General features: G+C 66.9%; 12 protein-coding genes. 6 read left to right on the top strand and 6 right to left on the bottom strand.

Features of this window, described 5'->3' with window-relative positions:
* Positions 1-125 precede the first annotated feature (125 nt).
* Positions 126-1301 (top strand): lytic murein transglycosylase, encoded by a 1176-nt coding sequence (locus KUH32_RS03840; RefSeq protein ID WP_217776741.1) that lies wholly within the window; start codon positions 126-128, stop codon positions 1299-1301.
* Between the two features lie 1008 nt (positions 1302-2309).
* Here the strand turns inward: KUH32_RS03840 and KUH32_RS03835 are convergent.
* The 3 genes from KUH32_RS03835 to KUH32_RS03825 all read right to left on the bottom strand — a co-directional run bounded on the left by KUH32_RS03835 (position 2310) and on the right by KUH32_RS03825 (position 4314).
* On the bottom strand, positions 2310-2588 hold the full coding sequence (locus KUH32_RS03835; RefSeq protein WP_217776740.1) for a YMGG-like glycine zipper-containing protein: 279 nt from the start codon (positions 2586-2588) through the stop codon (positions 2310-2312).
* A 350-nt stretch (positions 2589-2938) separates the two neighbouring features.
* Positions 2939-3568, bottom strand: coding sequence for an enoyl-CoA hydratase/isomerase family protein (locus KUH32_RS03830; protein WP_217776739.1), 630 nt, complete (start codon positions 3566-3568; stop codon positions 2939-2941).
* Complete coding sequence (locus KUH32_RS03825) at positions 3565-4314, bottom strand: SDR family oxidoreductase (protein ID WP_217776738.1); 750 nt, start codon at positions 4312-4314, stop codon at positions 3565-3567. The genes KUH32_RS03830 and KUH32_RS03825 overlap by 4 nt, the downstream gene beginning before the upstream one ends.
* 124 nt (positions 4315-4438) lie before the next feature.
* Here KUH32_RS03825 and KUH32_RS03820 point away from each other — a divergent pair, with 124 nt between their 5' ends.
* Positions 4439-5965, top strand: coding sequence for a DUF2125 domain-containing protein (locus KUH32_RS03820; RefSeq protein WP_217776737.1), 1527 nt, complete (start codon positions 4439-4441; stop codon positions 5963-5965).
* A gap of 68 nt (positions 5966-6033) precedes the next feature.
* Here the strand turns inward: KUH32_RS03820 and KUH32_RS03815 are convergent, their stop codons facing one another.
* Entirely contained in the window at positions 6034-6786 is a 753-nt protein-coding gene (locus KUH32_RS03815) for an SDR family NAD(P)-dependent oxidoreductase (protein WP_217776736.1), read from the bottom strand.
* A 46-nt stretch (positions 6787-6832) separates the two neighbouring features.
* On the bottom strand, positions 6833-8086 hold the full coding sequence (locus tag KUH32_RS03810; protein WP_217776735.1) for an FAD-dependent monooxygenase: 1254 nt from the start codon (positions 8084-8086) through the stop codon (positions 6833-6835).
* Between the two features lie 43 nt (positions 8087-8129).
* Here KUH32_RS03810 and KUH32_RS03805 point away from each other — a divergent pair, with 43 nt between their 5' ends.
* The 4 genes from KUH32_RS03805 (at position 8130) to KUH32_RS03790 (ending at position 14619) form a co-directional block, all read left to right on the top strand.
* Positions 8130-9458 (top strand): amidase, encoded by a 1329-nt coding sequence (locus tag KUH32_RS03805; protein ID WP_217776734.1) that lies wholly within the window; start codon positions 8130-8132, stop codon positions 9456-9458.
* A 202-nt stretch (positions 9459-9660) separates the two neighbouring features.
* Positions 9661-10848, top strand: coding sequence for an aminotransferase class I/II-fold pyridoxal phosphate-dependent enzyme (locus KUH32_RS03800; RefSeq protein ID WP_217776733.1), 1188 nt, complete (start codon positions 9661-9663; stop codon positions 10846-10848).
* Positions 10849-10874: 26 nt separating this feature from the next.
* A complete protein-coding gene (locus KUH32_RS03795) occupies positions 10875-13784 on the top strand; it encodes a DNA translocase FtsK (RefSeq protein WP_217776732.1) in 2910 nt (969 codons plus the stop codon).
* Positions 13785-14022: 238 nt separating this feature from the next.
* Positions 14023-14619: a LolA family protein gene (locus KUH32_RS03790; RefSeq protein WP_217776731.1), complete on the top strand. Its 597-nt coding sequence runs from the start codon at positions 14023-14025 to the stop codon at positions 14617-14619.
* Positions 14620-14635: 16 nt separating this feature from the next.
* Here the strand turns inward: KUH32_RS03790 and KUH32_RS03785 are convergent, their stop codons facing one another.
* The gene (locus tag KUH32_RS03785; protein WP_217776730.1) at positions 14636-15229 is read right to left on the bottom strand and encodes a transglycosylase SLT domain-containing protein; all 594 of its coding nucleotides are present in this window, start codon (positions 15227-15229) and stop codon (positions 14636-14638) included.
* Positions 15230-15308 lie beyond the last annotated feature (79 nt).

The following is a 15308-nucleotide window of genomic DNA, read 5'->3' as shown; positions in this document are numbered from 1 at the left end:
TCAACAAAAGGTTAACACGAGGGTAAACAAGTGAACAAAAAGTGAACGGTGGCAATTCGCCGCCGATCCGGCCCTTGTCAGTGCCCACATGATGGGCAAGTGTCGCCCGAGTTCCGGGGGGTTCCATGCGTCTGACTGCCTTGCTGATCTGCGCCGCGCTGCCGGGCCTGTCCCACGCGCAGGCCGTTCCCTGCGGTGGCGATTTCGCCGCGTTCCTGGCCGATCTGGGCCGCGAGGCGGTGGCGCGGGGGCAGGACGAAACCACGGTCGCGCGCTTTCTGTCCAACCTGCGGCAAGACCCCGAGGTGCTGCGCGCCGACCGCCGGCAGGGGATCTTCCAGGATCCGTTCATCACCTTCTCGCGCAAGCTCATCAGCCAGAACCGGCTCGACCGCGGGCGCGAGATGGCGCAGCGCCACGCCGCGACCTTCGACCGGATCGACCGCGATTATGGCATCGCGCCGGGCGTCCTGCTGGCCTTCTGGGCGTTCGAAACCGATTACGGCGCCTTTCAGGGCGACTACAACACCGCCAACGCGCTGGCGACGCTGGCCCATGATTGCCGCCGCCCGGAGATCTTCCGCCCCCAGCTTTTCGCCGCGATCGAGCTGTTCGCGCGTGGCGAATTCGACCCCGCCACCACCACCGGCGCCTGGGCGGGCGAAATCGGCATGGTCCAGATGCTGCCCCGCGACATCCTGGAAAACGGCGTCGACGGCGACGGCGACGGGCGCGTGTCTCTCAAGACCTCGGCACCCGACGCGCTGCTGTCCGGCGCAAGGATGCTGTCGCAACTGGGCTGGCGCCATGGCGAACCCTGGCTGCAAGAGGTCATCCTGCCCGACGGTTTCGACTGGTACGACGCCGGTCTGGAAACCACCCGGACCGTCGCCGAATGGGAACAGCTCGGCGTGCGTGCCCGCACCGGCCAGCTCGACGATGGCCGCCTGGCCGCCTCGATCCTGCTGCCGCAGGGGCGCAAGGGACCGGCCTTCATCGCCTATCCGAATTTCCGCGTCTATTTCGAGTGGAACCAAAGCTTCACCTACGTGCTCACCGCCGCCTATTTCGCCACCCGGCTGCAGGGCGCGCCGGTCTATGACGCGGGCGATCCCGAACCGGGCCTGTCGGGCGAGGCGATGAAGGACCTCCAGCGCAAGCTGGCCGCGCGCGGCTATGACGTGGGCGACATCGACGGCATCCTCGGCGCCGGCACCCGGTCGGCGGTGCGCGACATGCAGCGCCAGCTGGGCCTGCCCGCCGACGCCTGGCCCACGCAGGCGCTGCTCGACCGGCTCTGAGGGCGCCCCGGCCGAACGGGCGGGGCTCAAGGTCAGGGATGCGGGAGGGAGCGGGAGTTCGAACTCGTTGACGCCCCGGATCAAGTCTGGGGCTTGATTCCGCGCAGGGTGCAATGACCGCTCGGGGCTCAGAGCGGACATCTGACGCTTTATGTCGGCCATGCGGGTCTCCCGAAGGCATCCAAGGTCGGCTTGGCGGACAAAGCGGTCGTTCAACTCGGGCTCCGGAAGGTCTGCTATAATTAGCTCCAAGACAAACCGTTCGAAACAGAAACAGAAAGCAGTCTCGGTTCTTTGAAAGTGGCGGACCTAAGTCGGCGCTATTGGCGGATCGGACCAAAACGACCTGAGCACTGATTAGTCGCCCCCGTCACCCCCACCGTCGCATCCGATACCACAGTCATGGGCGACCCCGGGGCGCGACACGAGGATCCAGATGCTCAGGATCAGACCGACCAGGAGGGTGCCCAAACCCGTTTCAGTGGCACCGAACCTTTCGGCCAACTGTGCAAACATCCGGACGCCGATGCTTTCCCCGGGAAAGTATCCAAACAGGGCGCAGGTCCCGAAGATGAGACAGGATCCGCCGAAGAAGGTTCCCCAGATTTTGTTCCATATTGGCATAACGCTGACGTAGCGTAGGACTTAGGCGGAAGTGTGGCTTGGTGCGGGTTTCGTGTTTGCCCGCGACGGCGCAAAGAATGCTTGAGCCTCACAAACCAAAACGCGCAGACCGGCCGAGTTGGGAGTGCCACACCGGTTGGACAGCGCAACAACCGCATCGCTGATTTTTTGGTCTTGGCGGTCACTGCTGCTAAAACAAAGCAAGTTCTGCTGCGCATAGCCGACTTTCGTTTCGTCGCAGCATTCGGGTGGTTCGGGCTCAAACCCGCCCTGCGCCGCCACGCGGTGAAGTCGCCCATCCGGGACGGGGAAGGCGTGCCGCCGCCCGGACACTCGCCTTGTCTCATCGGCAACGGCCCGGCCAATGCCCGGCCGGCGACATCTCTACGGGCAGGGCGCGGTGTAATAGGTGCCGTCGCCGCGTGAATAGGCGCAGTTCCCGGTGCGCGAGTTCTGCGCAACGATGGTGCCCGCTGCCGCACCGGCCAGTGCGGCGATCAGGCGCCAGTCGCGGTCTGCGTTCAGGGCATCCGCGGTGATCAGCCCCGCCGCGGCCCCGGCAGCGACGCCCACGACGGTGCGTTGCTCGGATGTCAGGTTCTCGCAGCCCTGAACCAGCAGCAGGCTCAGGATCACGGATGTGGTCGTCACGATACGTCTCATGCGGATCTCCCGTTGACTGGCCCGGTCCGCGACTCGGCAGTGGCCGCGCGGGCCTTGCGCCAGCCTGCACGTTTTGCGGCGCGCTGGCATGACCCGGCGCAATCCGCGCGTCCAAACGGTGGGGATCCGCCGATGCCGGGCGGGTTCCTGCAACACCGCCATTAACCGGATCTGACGCAAGGTCATGGTCCCGACCCGCAGGCCGGGGGGCAATCCGTCTCGAAATCGGACGGTTCGGGACGGATTGCTGATCCGGCGGCGGATGCGAACCCGGCCCATGGCCCACCGATCCGTCCCGAAATCCGGTGTTTCGGGACGTTTTGGTGTTGCGCAACGGCCTGCGCGCGCCGTTACCGGGGCCGTGCGGTGCCTTGAACCAGCATCCGCTTGATCGACGCGGCGTGCTCGGCCGACGCGCCAAGGGCATCCGCTGCCAGCGTTTTCGCCTCGGCGACCACGTCCTCCGCCTCGGTGATCCGGTCCACCAGTCCCCAGGCCAGAGCCTCTTCCGCGCCGATCTTCGCGCCCGCCATCAGGATCATCTTGGCGCGCGCCGGACCGACCAGGGAAACCAGCCGTGCCGGGTCGGATGGTTGCGGCAAAAACCCAAGTTTCATAACGGGATAAAAGAACTTGGCCTGCGGCGTGGCGATGCGCAGATCGCAGGCCAGAACCATCCCCATCGCGCCGCCCGCCACGGTGCCGTTCAGCGCCGCGATGGTCAGGCAGGGCAGGGCGGCGATGGCGCCCGACAGCCGTTCCCAAAGCGGCGAGGTCGCCAATCCCGCCCGCGCCGCATCCAGGTCCGCCCCGGCCGAAAAGACCGACCCGGCCCCGGTCAGGACCAGCCCCCGCGCCTCCACCGCCGCTTCGGCGATTTCTGCAAGCTTTTCAAGCATTTCACCCGTCAGGGAATTGGCCTTTTCGGGTCGGTCGATGGTGGCGGTCCACAGCCCGTGTTCGCGCTCCAGCCGGATCACGCCAAACCCGCCTTCGCGCGGATGTCTTCGTCCCGCAGCGACACCTCGGCCCCCAGGAACCCGTCCGCTTCGGCCCCGCACATCCACAGCAGCGCCCGCGCCGGCCAGTCCGGCGGGATGTGGTCCGCCCAGTCCAGCTGGCTCACCGGGTTGATGCCGCTCGCCTTGATTTCGCGTTGCATCTGCGTGGCGACCGTGCCGGGCGACAGCGACAGCGCGCGGATACCCGCATCGCGGTATTCCTTGTCGGCCATGCGCGTCAGCATCAATGCACCCGCCTTGGCCGAACAATAATGCGACCATCCCTCGACCGGCCCGTGCGCCGCGCCCGACCCGATGGTCAGGATCGTTCCGCCGCCGGCCTCCAGCATCACCGGAAGCGCCGCGCGCATGCCGTGAAAGACGCCCTTGAGGTTGATGTCTATCACCTCGCCCCAGCCGTCCGGATCGGCATCCGCCATTCGGGATATCGGTTCGATCACGCCAGCATTGTTCACCAGAATATCCAATGATCCAAAGGCCTTGAGCGTGTTTTCCACGGCCTGTTCGACTTCCCAGTAGCGCGCGATGTCGCAAGGAATGGCCGCGGCCTGCGCGCCGATTTCCCCCGCGAGATCGGCGATCGCCTCGGCCGAACGCGCGACCAGCACGACATTGGCACCGGCCTTGGCAAAGAGCCTTGCCGTTTCGGCGCCGATGCCCCGGCTCGCCCCCGTGATCAGCGCGGTTTTCCCGGTCAGGTCCATTTTGTGATCTCCTGTCTCTCGCCATGTTGGTAGAGGCTCCGTAGTATGGAATCCAGTCCCTTGACCGGTGCCCGGCGGCCCCGGACAGTGGCGCCATTGAAGTGATCCGACAGAGAGGTGGATTATGACACGCTATTCCCGCATCCCGGCCCTTGCAGCCGGCCTCGTGGCCGCAAGCCCGGCGCTTGCGGACGTGACCCCGGCCCAGGTCTGGGACGATCTCGAGACCTACATGCAAAGCTTCGGATACACGGTCACGGCCACCGAAAGCCTGTCGGGCGATACGCTGACGGTGACGGACGTGGCGATGTCGATCGACATGCCCGACGATGAAGGCACGCTCAGCGTCGCGATGGACAGCATCACCCTGACCGATCTCGGCGACGGCACGGTGCGGGTGGCGTTTCCCGCCGTGATGCCCATCGCCATCGGCTTCGTCCCCGAAGGCGAGGACGACCGGGTCGATATCCGTCTCGACTACAGCCAAACCGCGCTGGACATGCTGGTATCGGGCGATCCCGGCGCGCTGAAGTACGATTACACCGCCGACCGCATTGCGGTCACGCTGGCCGAGGTCAGAACCAAGGGCGTCATCCTGACCGAAGAGATCGCCCGCTTCGTCATGGATGCCGGCCCTGTCAAGGGAACCTCGACCGTCATGCGCGACACCGCGGCTCAGAAGCTTGCCCAGGACGTGACCCTGGGCAACGTGACCTACGACATGGCCTTTGCCGATCCCGAAGGTTCGGGATCGTTTTCGGCAAACGGCCAGCTGACGGGGCTGGCGATGACCAGCACTGCCACGATCCCGTCGGGCATCGACACCTCGGACCCCGAACAGCTCTTCGCTTCGGGCATGGCCGCCTCCGGCAGCGTTTCGCACCAGGGCGGACAGCTTGCCTTCATGGGCAACGAAGGCAGCGACATCGTCAATGGCCAGACCAGCTCGACCTCGGGGTCGCTGGATTTTGTGCTGGACAGCGAAGTGCTGACCTACGTGACCAGGGGCACCGGCACGACCTTGGCGCTGACCGTGCCGGACCTGCCGTTCCCGATCAACGCGCAGATGGCCGAAAGCGGGTTCAAGATCTCGATGCCGATGGCGGCTTCGGACACGCCCAGGGATGCGGCACTGGGGCTGACGCTGGCGGGTTTCACCATGTCGGACATGCTGTGGGGCATCTTCGACCCGGCGGGCCAGTTGCCGCGCGATCCCGCCACGGTGGCCATCGACATGACGGCGCAGGTCACGCCCTTCGTCAGCCTGATGGATGCCGAGGCGATGGCGGCGCTCGAGGAAACCGGCGGCGTGCCGGGCGAGCTGAATGCGCTGACGCTGAACGCGCTGACGGTCGAGGCGGTGGGCGGCAAGATCACCGGCGACGGGGCGTTCACCTTCGACAACGAGGATCTGACCAGCTTTGACGGCATGCCCGCGCCCGAGGGCAAGCTGAACCTTGCCGTGTCCGGTGCCAATGGCCTGATCGACAAGCTGATCGCGATGGGGATCATGGCCGAGGAGGACGCCATGGGCGCCCGGATGATGCTGTCGATGTTCACCGTGCCGGGCACCGAACCGGACACCGCGACATCGGTGATCGAAGTCAACGACCAGGGCCACGTGCTGGCCAACGGTCAGCGGATCAAGTAACGGCACGCGCCGGTGCTGCGTTCAGTTGCGCGGCGCGGGTAGGGCGGGGTTCACCTCGCCATCGCCCGTCACTTGCGCAGCGCCGGCAGCCCCACACCCGTCGATTCGAACCCGCCATCCGCCGCGATCACCTGCCCGGTGACATAGCTTGCCCTGTCCGACACCAGAAACGCGATCACCTCGGCGATCTCGCGTTCCGAACCGTATCGGTTCAACGGGATCGCGTCGTGATAGCTGTCGATGATCTCCTGGCTGTGCACCGCCATCGCCAGCTTGGTGCGCACCGGGCCGGGGCAGACGCAATTGGCGCGCACGCCGTGTTCGCCCAGTTCCGCCGCCTGCTGCTTGGTCAGCTGGATCACAGCCGCCTTGGACGTGCCATAGGCCACCCGCAGCGTCGAGGCGCGCAGCCCGCTGATCGAGGCGATGTTGACGATCGCGCCGCGGGTTTCGGCCAGCGCATCGGCGGCGGCCTGCGAACACAGGAAGGTGCCGTCCAGGTTCGTGGCCATCACCCGCCGCCACATCTCGAAATCGCACTCCGCGATGGGGCCGAATTCGGCTACGCCGGCATTGTTGACCAGCGCGTCGATCCGGCCCGCCCAGGCCAGCGTCTCGCGCACCATGCGGCCGGCCGATTGCGGATCGGAAATGTCGAGTTTCAGCGGCAGCACGCCGTCCAGACCGTGCAGCGCGCGGTCCAGTTCTTCGGCGTCGCGGTCGAGCATGGCCACGCGCCAGCCCTGTTCCAGCAGCAGCCTGGTGGTGGCCAGCCCGATACCCCGGGCCGCGCCGGTCACGATGGCGGTCTTGATTGTCATCCACGCCTCTCCTTTGGCCCTGCTTGGCACGGCGTGCGGGGCGGGTTCAAGCGCGCATCAGATCGGGCAGGTCGCCGCTGATGCCGGCGGCTTCGCGGATGAAGGTGCGGCGCAGCTCTGGCACCGCCTGAACCGCGCGCATGCCGATATCGCGACCCAGCCGAAGCAGTGTATTGTCGTTGGAAAACAGACGGTTGAACAGGTCGGTCGCAGCCGCAAGCGCGGCGGTGTCGAACCTCCGCCAGCCTTGATATCGCTCCAGCACCGCGGCGCTTGTGATATCCTCGCCGCGCCTTTGCGCATGGGCGATCACATGGGCTAGGGCCGCCACGTCGCGCAGCCCTGCATTCAGGCCCTGACCGGCGATCGGATGCATACCGTGGGCGGCATCGCCCACCAGCGCCAGCCGTTCCGCGACGAAGGCATTGGCCAGCGTCAGGTTCAGCGGGTAGGTATAGCGCGCGCCCTCCAGCGCGATGTCGCCCAGGAAATCGCCGAAGCGCGGGCGCAGGACGTCCATGTAATCGGCATCGCTCAACGCGTTGATGGCCTGCGCTGCCGTGTCCTTTTCCGACCACACGATGGATGACCGGTCGCCTTTCAGCGGCAGGATGGCCAGCGGGCCGGGCGGCAGGAACAGCTGGTGCGCGGTGCCGTGGTGCGGCTTTTCGTGCCTGATGGCGCAGACCAGCGCGGTCTGGCCGTAACCCCAGCCGGTGCGCCGGATGCCCGCGCGCGCGGCGGTGCCGCTTTGCCGACCGTCCGCGCCCACCAGCAGCCGTCCGCGCAGCACCACGCCGTCCGCCAGGGTGATCGACGCATCCCGCGGCCCGGTCGACTGCGCCACCACCCGCGCCTCGGCGCGATGCGTGACCAGCGGATTGTCTGACATCGCCCGCAACAGCGCGCGGCGCAGATGCCGGTCTTCCAGCATGTGGCCCATCGGGCCGTCCTCGATCTCGGCGCTGTCGAAATGCAGACCCAGGAAGACCTGCGCTTCGCCCACGCGGCCATCGGCGACCTTGATCTGGTTCATCGGCTGGGCAAGGCCGGCCAGGCCGCCCCAAAGCCCGAGGTTTTCCATCATCCGCACCGACGACAACGCCAAGGCGTAGGACCGCCCGTCAAAGGCCGGATCGGTGCGGGTGTCCACCGGCAGGGCATCGACCACGAGGCTGGACAGACCAGCCTGCGCGGCGGCCAGCGCCAGCGCCGGGCCGTTCAGGCCGCCGCCCACGATCAGGATATCTGCGTCCATTTCCATGCCCCGCAATATGCGTGCGCGCACGGGATTGTCCATGCGCCGAGAGGCCGCTACCGTCCCGCAGACAGGAGGGGCGGGCATGACAGACTGGACCACACTCGGCGCAACCCGGCTGGGCCGCGGCATCGGCGCGGGCGAAATCGATCCGGTGGAGCTGACGCAGGCCTTTCTCGACAAGATCGCGGCGCATCCGCGGGCTGACCGCATCTATGCCCGATTGACCCCCGACCGCGCCCTGGCCGAAGCCACCGCCGCCCGCGCCCGCGCGCAGGCCGGTCGCCGCCGGTCGCCGCTGGACGGCGTTCCGGTCAGCTGGAAGGACCTGTTCGACAGCGCGGGCGTGGCGACCGAGGCCGGCTCGGCGCTGCTCAAGGGTCGGGTGCCGGACCGGGACGCGCCGGTTCTGGCCACCGCCACCGCGATGGGACTGGTCTGCCTGGGCAAGACGCACATGTCGGAACTGGCGTTTTCCGGGCTGGGTCTGAACCCGGTCACCGCCACGCCGCCTTGCGTCAACGATCCCGACGCGGTGTCGGGCGGCTCGTCCTCGGGTGCTGCGGCTTCGGTGGCATTCGGTCTGGCGGCGGCGGCCGTCGGTTCGGATACCGGCGGGTCGGTGCGCATCCCGGCGGCCTGGAACGACCTGGTCGGGCTGAAAACCACCCATGGCCGGATTTCGTTGGACGGCGTCGTGCCGCTGGCGGCGGGCTTCGACACGGTCGGGCCGCTGTGCCGCACGGTGTCGGACGCCGCGCAGATGCTGGCGGCGCTGGAAGGGCGCGCGGCGCCGGATCTGTCGGGGTCGAGCCTGAAGGGCCGCCGCCTGGCGGTGCTGGAAACCATCGTCATGGATGATCTGCGTGACGCGCCCGCGTCGGCGTATCGCGCGGCGCTCGACCGTCTGGACAGGGCCGGGGCCGACCTGATCCCCTTTTCCTTTCCCGACCTGACGGGCCCGATGGCCGATGCCGGCATCCTCTACACGACCGAGGCCTGGGCCACCTGGCGCCACGAGATCGCGCCGCGCGGCGACCTGATGTTCGCTCCGATCCGCGACCGCTTTGCCGCTGGCGCGGCGCATACCGGTGCCGACTACGTCGCCGCCTGCCAGCGCATGGCCGAGACCCGGCGCAAATGGCACGCCGCCACCGCCGGTTTCGACGCCGTGCTGTGCCCGACGGCGCCGAACCTGCCACCCAAGACCGACCGCTTGATGGAGCAGGGAGACTATTACGTCACCGAAAACCTGCTGACCCTGCGCAACACCCGCGTCGGCAACCTGATGGGGCTCTGCGCCGTCACCCTGCCCACCGGCACAGCCAGTTGCGGCCTCATGCTGATGGGCGCGCCGATGGCAGAAGACCGCCTGCTGCGCTTTGCCGCCGCGGCCGAACAGGCGCTGATCTGACCCTTCATCTTGCCCGGTAAACTCCGGGGTGAATGGCGGCTTGCCGCCAGAGGGGCAGCGCCCCTGACCTTTTCCTGCGGCTTTCGGGCCACATCCCCCCGGTGGCAAACGCAAATTCTGGACAGACCCCCCTGCAATTCCGTATCCTGCGGCGAAACGGGCATCAATAAGCCCGCACCCTGAGGCAGTAAAAGCGAAGCGCATGTTTCCCGAGCGGTTCTCGAACCTACCGGCTTATGCATGGCCCCGTTTGCGGGCTCTTTTGGACGTGCATGAACCGGGCGGGCCGGTCGTTCACATGACGATCGGCGAGCCGAAACACGCCTTTCCCCCCTGGATTTCCCGCATCATCGCCGATCACATGACCGAATTCGGCCAGTACCCGGCCAATGAGGGCACGCCCGAATTGCGCGCCGCCATCGCCGCCTGGCTGAACCGGCGCTACGGCGTCAGCGTCGATGCGGATACGCAGGTCATGGCGCTGAACGGCACGCGCGAGGGGCTGTACAACGCCGCGATGGCGCTTTGCCCCGAACGCAAGGCTGGCGGCCGGCCGGTCGTGCTGATGCCCAACCCCTTCTACCAGGTCTACATGATCGGCGCGCTGTCGGTCGCGGCCGAGCCGGTTTTCGTACCCGCCGTCGCCGAAACCGGGCATCTGCCGGATTTCGCGGCGCTGGACTCCGCCACGCTGGACCGCACCGCCCTGGCCTATATCTGTTCGCCCGCCAATCCCCAGGGCGCAGTGGCCGACCGCGCCTATTGGGAGACGCTGATCGGACTGGCCGAAAAGCACGATTTCCAGGTTCTGGCCGACGAGTGCTATTCCGAGATCTACCGCGATACCCCGCCGCCCGGCGCGCTCGAGGTGGCCGCGCAGATGGGGGCCGATCCCGAACGGGTCGTGGTGTTCCATTCGCTGTCCAAACGCTCGAACCTGCCCGGGCTGCGCTCGGGCTTCGTCGCGGGCGGGCCGGAAACGATCAAGCGGATCAAGCAGTTGCGCGCCTATGCCGGTGCGCCCCTGCCGATGCCGCTGCAACGCGTCGCCGAACGGGTCTGGGCCGACGAGGATCACGTCGTGCAGAACCGCGCGCTCTACGCCGAAAAATACGCCCTGGCCGACCGCATCTTCGGAAACGTGCCGGGCTACATGGCGCCGCAGGCGGGGTTCTTCCTGTGGCTGCCGGTCGCGGACGGCGAAGCGGCGGCGCTGCGGCTGTGGCGTGAAACCGGCGTGCGCGTGTTGCCGGGCGAATACCTGGCGCGCGACACGGACCGGGGAAACCCGGGCAAGACTTTCATCCGCGTGGCGCTGGTGGCGCCGATCGAGGACACCGAACACGGGCTGACCCGCATCCGGGAGACGCTCTACCCACAAGACGAATAGACAAGAAGAACAAAACGAGGCGAGTGATGGCGTATCAGACGCGGGGGCGCGACCCCCTCTTCGACAGCAACATGGCGGCGGCGCTGGAAAAGCGCGGCAAGGAACTGGCCGGGTTCGCGCTGGTGGCTCTTGGCGTCATGGCCGCCGCGATGATTGCCTCGTACACGCCCGATGACCCGTCCTGGCTGTCGGCCACCGATGCACCGGTGCAGAACTGGATGGGCCGGATCGGCGCGTCGGTCGCGGCGCCGCTGTTCATGATCGTCGGCTGGGGCAGCTGGGGGTTGGCGCTGGTTCTGGCGGTCTGGGGTCTGCGCCTTGTCCTGCATCGTGGCACCGACCGCGCCCTGGGTTGCCTGATCTTCGCGCCGATCTGGATCGCGCTGGTCGCCGTCTATGCCTCGGGGCTGCCCGAAGGCGGGCAGTGGAGCCACAATTTCGGCCTGGGCGGGTTGTTCGGCGACATGATGATGGGCTCGCTGCTCAGCGTTCTGCCGGTCAGCGCCGTCTTCGGTCTCAAGCTGGTGCAGTTCGTGCTGGGGCTGGCCATCGTCGCGATGGGCGTCTTCGTTCTGGGCTTCACCCGTCCCGAGATCGTCCGCATCGCGCGGTTCCTCGTTCTGGGCGTGATCATGGTCTATGCGACGCTGGTGGCGTTGATGGGCCGCGGGGCCAGCGGCGCCTTTGCGACGGCCGCGCGGATCCGTGCCGCACAGGCCGAACGCCGTGCGGCACGCGAGGCCGAAGCGGCCGAGATGGCCGCCTGGGCCGCCGCGCAAGAAGCCGTGCCGGTGCCCGCGCGCAGCCATGTCGCGGCAGACGGCGAGCCGCGCATCGGGATGTTCGCGCGGATGCCGTCGCTGATCCGCCGTCCCGACGCGATGCCGGAACCCGAACTGGTGGACAACGGCGTCGTCGATCACGATGTCGATGCGCCGGGCGAAGACCGCATCCGCGCCAAGATCGCCAGCGCGGTCAAGTCCAAGCTGCGCAAGGCCGACCCCCAGGCCGCGCCGGAACCCGATCCGGCCAAGCCCCTGACCCGGGGGCGCGGTCATGGCCCGCTGCCGCTGATCTTCAAACCGACGCAGAAGGCCGGCCAATTGCCGCCCGAGCCACCGCTGACGGCGCGCTCTGCCACGTTGCGCGCCGAGCCGCCCGCGTCGGGTCTGGTGCCACCCGCACCGCCGCCCGCCGACGATCTCGGCGCGCTGACCGAAGATTTCGAAGATTTCCGCGATTTCGACGATTACGGCGACGAGGAGGATGATGCCTTCGCCGCCGTTGCCGCCGAGCGTGTCCCGATGCCCGAGGAAGACGCCCGCAAGGTCGTGCAGCAGCCCGCTCGCAAACCGATCCAGCCTTCGCGCCGGGCGCAGGCCGAGGCGCAGCCGCAATTGGCCTTCGAGGACAAGGCGGTCGAATACGAACTGCCGCCGCTCAGCCTGCTGATGTCGCCCGAAAAGGTCGAACGCCACCACCTGAGCGACGAGGCGCTGGAAGAAAACGCGCGCATGCTGGAATCCGTGCTGGACGATTACGGCGTCAAGGGCGAGATCGTCAGCGTTCGCCCCGGACCGGTCGTCACGATGTACGAACTGGAACCGGCGCCGGGCCTCAAGGCCAGCCGCGTGATCGGCCTGGCCGACGACATCGCCCGGTCGATGTCGGCGCTGTCGGCGCGGGTGTCCACGGTGCCGGGCCGGTCGGTGATCGGCATCGAACTGCCCAACGAAAAGCGCGAGATGGTGTGTTTCCGGGAAATCCTGTCGGGCCGCGATTTCGGCGACGGCAACCACAAGCTGCCGCTGGCGCTCGGCAAGGATATCGGCGGCGACCCGGTGGTCGCGAACCTGGCCAAGATGCCCCACCTGCTGATCGCCGGCACCACCGGTTCGGGCAAGTCGGTGGCGATCAACACGATGATCATGTCGCTGCTCTACAAGCTGACGCCGGACGATCTGCGCCTGGTGATGATCGACCCCAAGATGCTGGAACTGTCCGTCTATGACGGCATCCCGCACCTGCTGTCGCCCGTCGTGACCGACCCGAAAAAGGCCGTGGTGGCGCTGAAATGGGTCGTGGGCGAGATGGAGGAGCGCTATCGCAAGATGTCCAAGATGGGCGTGCGCAACATCGACGGCTACAACAGCCGCGTGGCCGACGCGCTCAAGAAGGGCGAGATGTTCTCGCGCACCGTGCAGACGGGGTTCGACGACGACACCGGCGAACCGGTCTTCGAGACCGAGGAATTCGAGCCCAGGAAGATGCCCTATATCGTCGTGATCGTCGACGAGATGGCCGACCTGATGATGGTCGCGGGCAAGGAGATCGAGGCCTGCATCCAGCGCCTGGCGCAGATGGCGCGGGCCTCGGGCATCCACCTGATCATGGCCACGCAGCGCCCGTCGGTCGACGTCATCACCGGCACGATCAAGGCGAATTTCCCGACGCGGATTTCCTTCCAGGTGACGTCCAAGATCGACAGCCGCACGATCCTCGGCGAGATGGGCGCCGAACAGCTGCTGGGCATGGGCGACATGCTTTACATGGCAGGCGGAGCCAAGATCACCCGGTGCCACGGGCCCTTCGTCAGCGACGAGGAGGTCGAGGAGATCGTCAACCACCTCAAGGCCTTCGGCCCGCCGGAATACGTCTCGGGCGTGGTGCAGGGGCCCGACGACGACAAGGCCGATACCATCGACGCGGTGCTGGGCCTGAACACCGGCGGCAACACCGATGGCGAGGACGCGCTGTATGACCAGGCCGTGGCGATCGTCATCAAGGATCGCAAATGTTCGACCTCGTATATCCAGCGCAAGCTGGCCATCGGCTACAACAAGGCCGCGCGTCTGGTCGAACAGATGGAAGACGAGGGCGTCGTGTCGGCCGCCAACCATGTCGGCAAGCGCGAGATCCTCGTGCCCGAGCAATAGGCCCGTGGATCGGGCGGGAGCGAGGGGGTGCTCCGCACGTTCGGGGCCAGCCCCTCACCCCTCGCACTCCCCGGGATATTTCCGGCCAGATGAAGAGGCGGAACGGGCTTGGCCTGCCGGGGGCTTCCCCTTGAACGGCGGCGTCTTGCTGCTGATATCGATGTGAAGGCGGCTGATATCGCATATCGGCCCGCGCCATGCCATATCGGTTGCAACCGACCAGCAAGGAAGGACGCCCATGCTCCGCACCCTGATCGCCGCAGCCCTGACCACCGTCGCGCTGGCCTTGCCCGCGCAGGCGCAAAAATTGTCGTTGAACGAGATCTCGGGCTATCTGAACGGCCTGCAATCGGCCAAGGGTCAGTTCACCCAGATCAACGCCGATGGCACGATTTCCACCGGCACGATCTTCATCAAGCGACCCGGCAAGGTCCGGTTCGACTACAACCCGCCGGAAATGGCATTGGTGCTGGCCTCGGCCGGGTCGGTCTACATCCTTGACCGCAAGCTGGGGGCCGAGCCGGAAACCTACCCGCTGAGCCGCACGCCGCTGTCGATCATCCTGGACCGCAACGTCGACCTGGGCCGTGCCGGGATGGTCACCGGCCACAGCTATGACGGCACCGCCACCATCGTCACCGCCCGCGATCCGGAACGCCCCGAATACGGCACGATCCAGCTCAAGTTCACCGGCGATCCGGTAGAGTTGCGGCAATGGGTCATCACCGATGGCGACGGTACGGAAACGACGGTGGTGCTGGGCGCCTTCGACAAGTCGCCGCTGGCCAACCGGATCTTCCTGATCGATCCCGAACTGGAAAAACTGCGCCGCTGAGGCGGCGCAGCCGCGCCTAGCGCGCGGCGCGGCAGCCGCGCAGCTGGGACTCGTAGACCAGCGACCGCTGCCCGACTTCCGACGCGACCCGCATCAGCCAGCTTTTCGAGTTGTAGCTGCCCCTGCGATACCCGGTCCGGCCCTCGTGATAGGCCAGGTATTGGCGCCGCGCATCGCTCAGGGGGATGCCCAGCTCGTCGCGCGATTGCACCATGTACCAGCCCATGAAATCCGTCGCATCGCGGATGTTGTCGCGCCGCGCGCCGCGGCGGTTCTGCGCCCGCAGGTATTCATCCCATGTGCCGTCCAGCGCCTGGCTGTAACCGAAGGCCGAGCTTTGCCGCCCGACCGGGATCACGCCCAGGGTGAAGCGCAGCGGCGTGCGCGCATCCGAGATGAATTTGCTTTCCTGGTAGATCGTCGCCATCTGCACATGCACCGGCACGCCCCATTTGCGTTCGGTCGCGCGGAACGCGTTGATGTAGCCCGGCCGCTGCTGAAGAATGGAACAGGCGTTGTCTAGGTTGCGCGGTGCCTTGCCCGAACCGCCGCCGCCCCCGCAGGACGCCGCCAACAGCACGATCACAAGCGCGCGAAGCCATCTGCTCATCTGCCTCTCGCTCTTTTTTGGTTCGTTTTTTCTTGTAGCCACTTTACCGGATTGCCGCGGCTTGGGGAAATCAAAATTC

It is taken from the genome of Thalassococcus arenae (genome assembly GCF_019104745.1).
Classification (GTDB): Bacteria; Pseudomonadota; Alphaproteobacteria; order Rhodobacterales; family Rhodobacteraceae; genus Thalassococcus_B; species Thalassococcus_B arenae.
This window is presented reverse-complemented; position numbering and strand designations above follow the sequence as displayed.

Excerpts from the sequence above, each read along its gene's own strand:
- KUH32_RS03840 (WP_217776741.1), top strand. The coding sequence starts at position 126 with ATGCGTCTGACTGCCTTGCTGATCTGCGCCGCGCTGCCGGGCCTGTCC.
- KUH32_RS03835 (WP_217776740.1), bottom strand. The coding sequence starts at position 2,588 with ATGAGACGTATCGTGACGACCACATCCGTGATCCTGAGCCTGCTGCTG.
- KUH32_RS03825 (WP_217776738.1), bottom strand. The coding sequence starts at position 4,314 with ATGGACCTGACCGGGAAAACCGCGCTGATCACGGGGGCGAGCCGGGGC.
- KUH32_RS03820 (WP_217776737.1), top strand. The coding sequence starts at position 4,439 with ATGACACGCTATTCCCGCATCCCGGCCCTTGCAGCCGGCCTCGTGGCC.
- KUH32_RS03815 (WP_217776736.1), bottom strand. The coding sequence starts at position 6,786 with ATGACAATCAAGACCGCCATCGTGACCGGCGCGGCCCGGGGTATCGGG.
- KUH32_RS03810 (WP_217776735.1), bottom strand. The coding sequence starts at position 8,086 with ATGGACAATCCCGTGCGCGCACGCATATTGCGGGGCATGGAAATGGAC.
- KUH32_RS03805 (WP_217776734.1), top strand. The coding sequence starts at position 8,130 with ATGACAGACTGGACCACACTCGGCGCAACCCGGCTGGGCCGCGGCATC.
- KUH32_RS03800 (WP_217776733.1), top strand. The coding sequence starts at position 9,661 with ATGTTTCCCGAGCGGTTCTCGAACCTACCGGCTTATGCATGGCCCCGT.
- KUH32_RS03795 (WP_217776732.1), top strand. The coding sequence starts at position 10,875 with ATGGCGTATCAGACGCGGGGGCGCGACCCCCTCTTCGACAGCAACATG.
- KUH32_RS03790 (WP_217776731.1), top strand. The coding sequence starts at position 14,023 with ATGCTCCGCACCCTGATCGCCGCAGCCCTGACCACCGTCGCGCTGGCC.
- KUH32_RS03785 (WP_217776730.1), bottom strand. The coding sequence starts at position 15,229 with ATGAGCAGATGGCTTCGCGCGCTTGTGATCGTGCTGTTGGCGGCGTCC.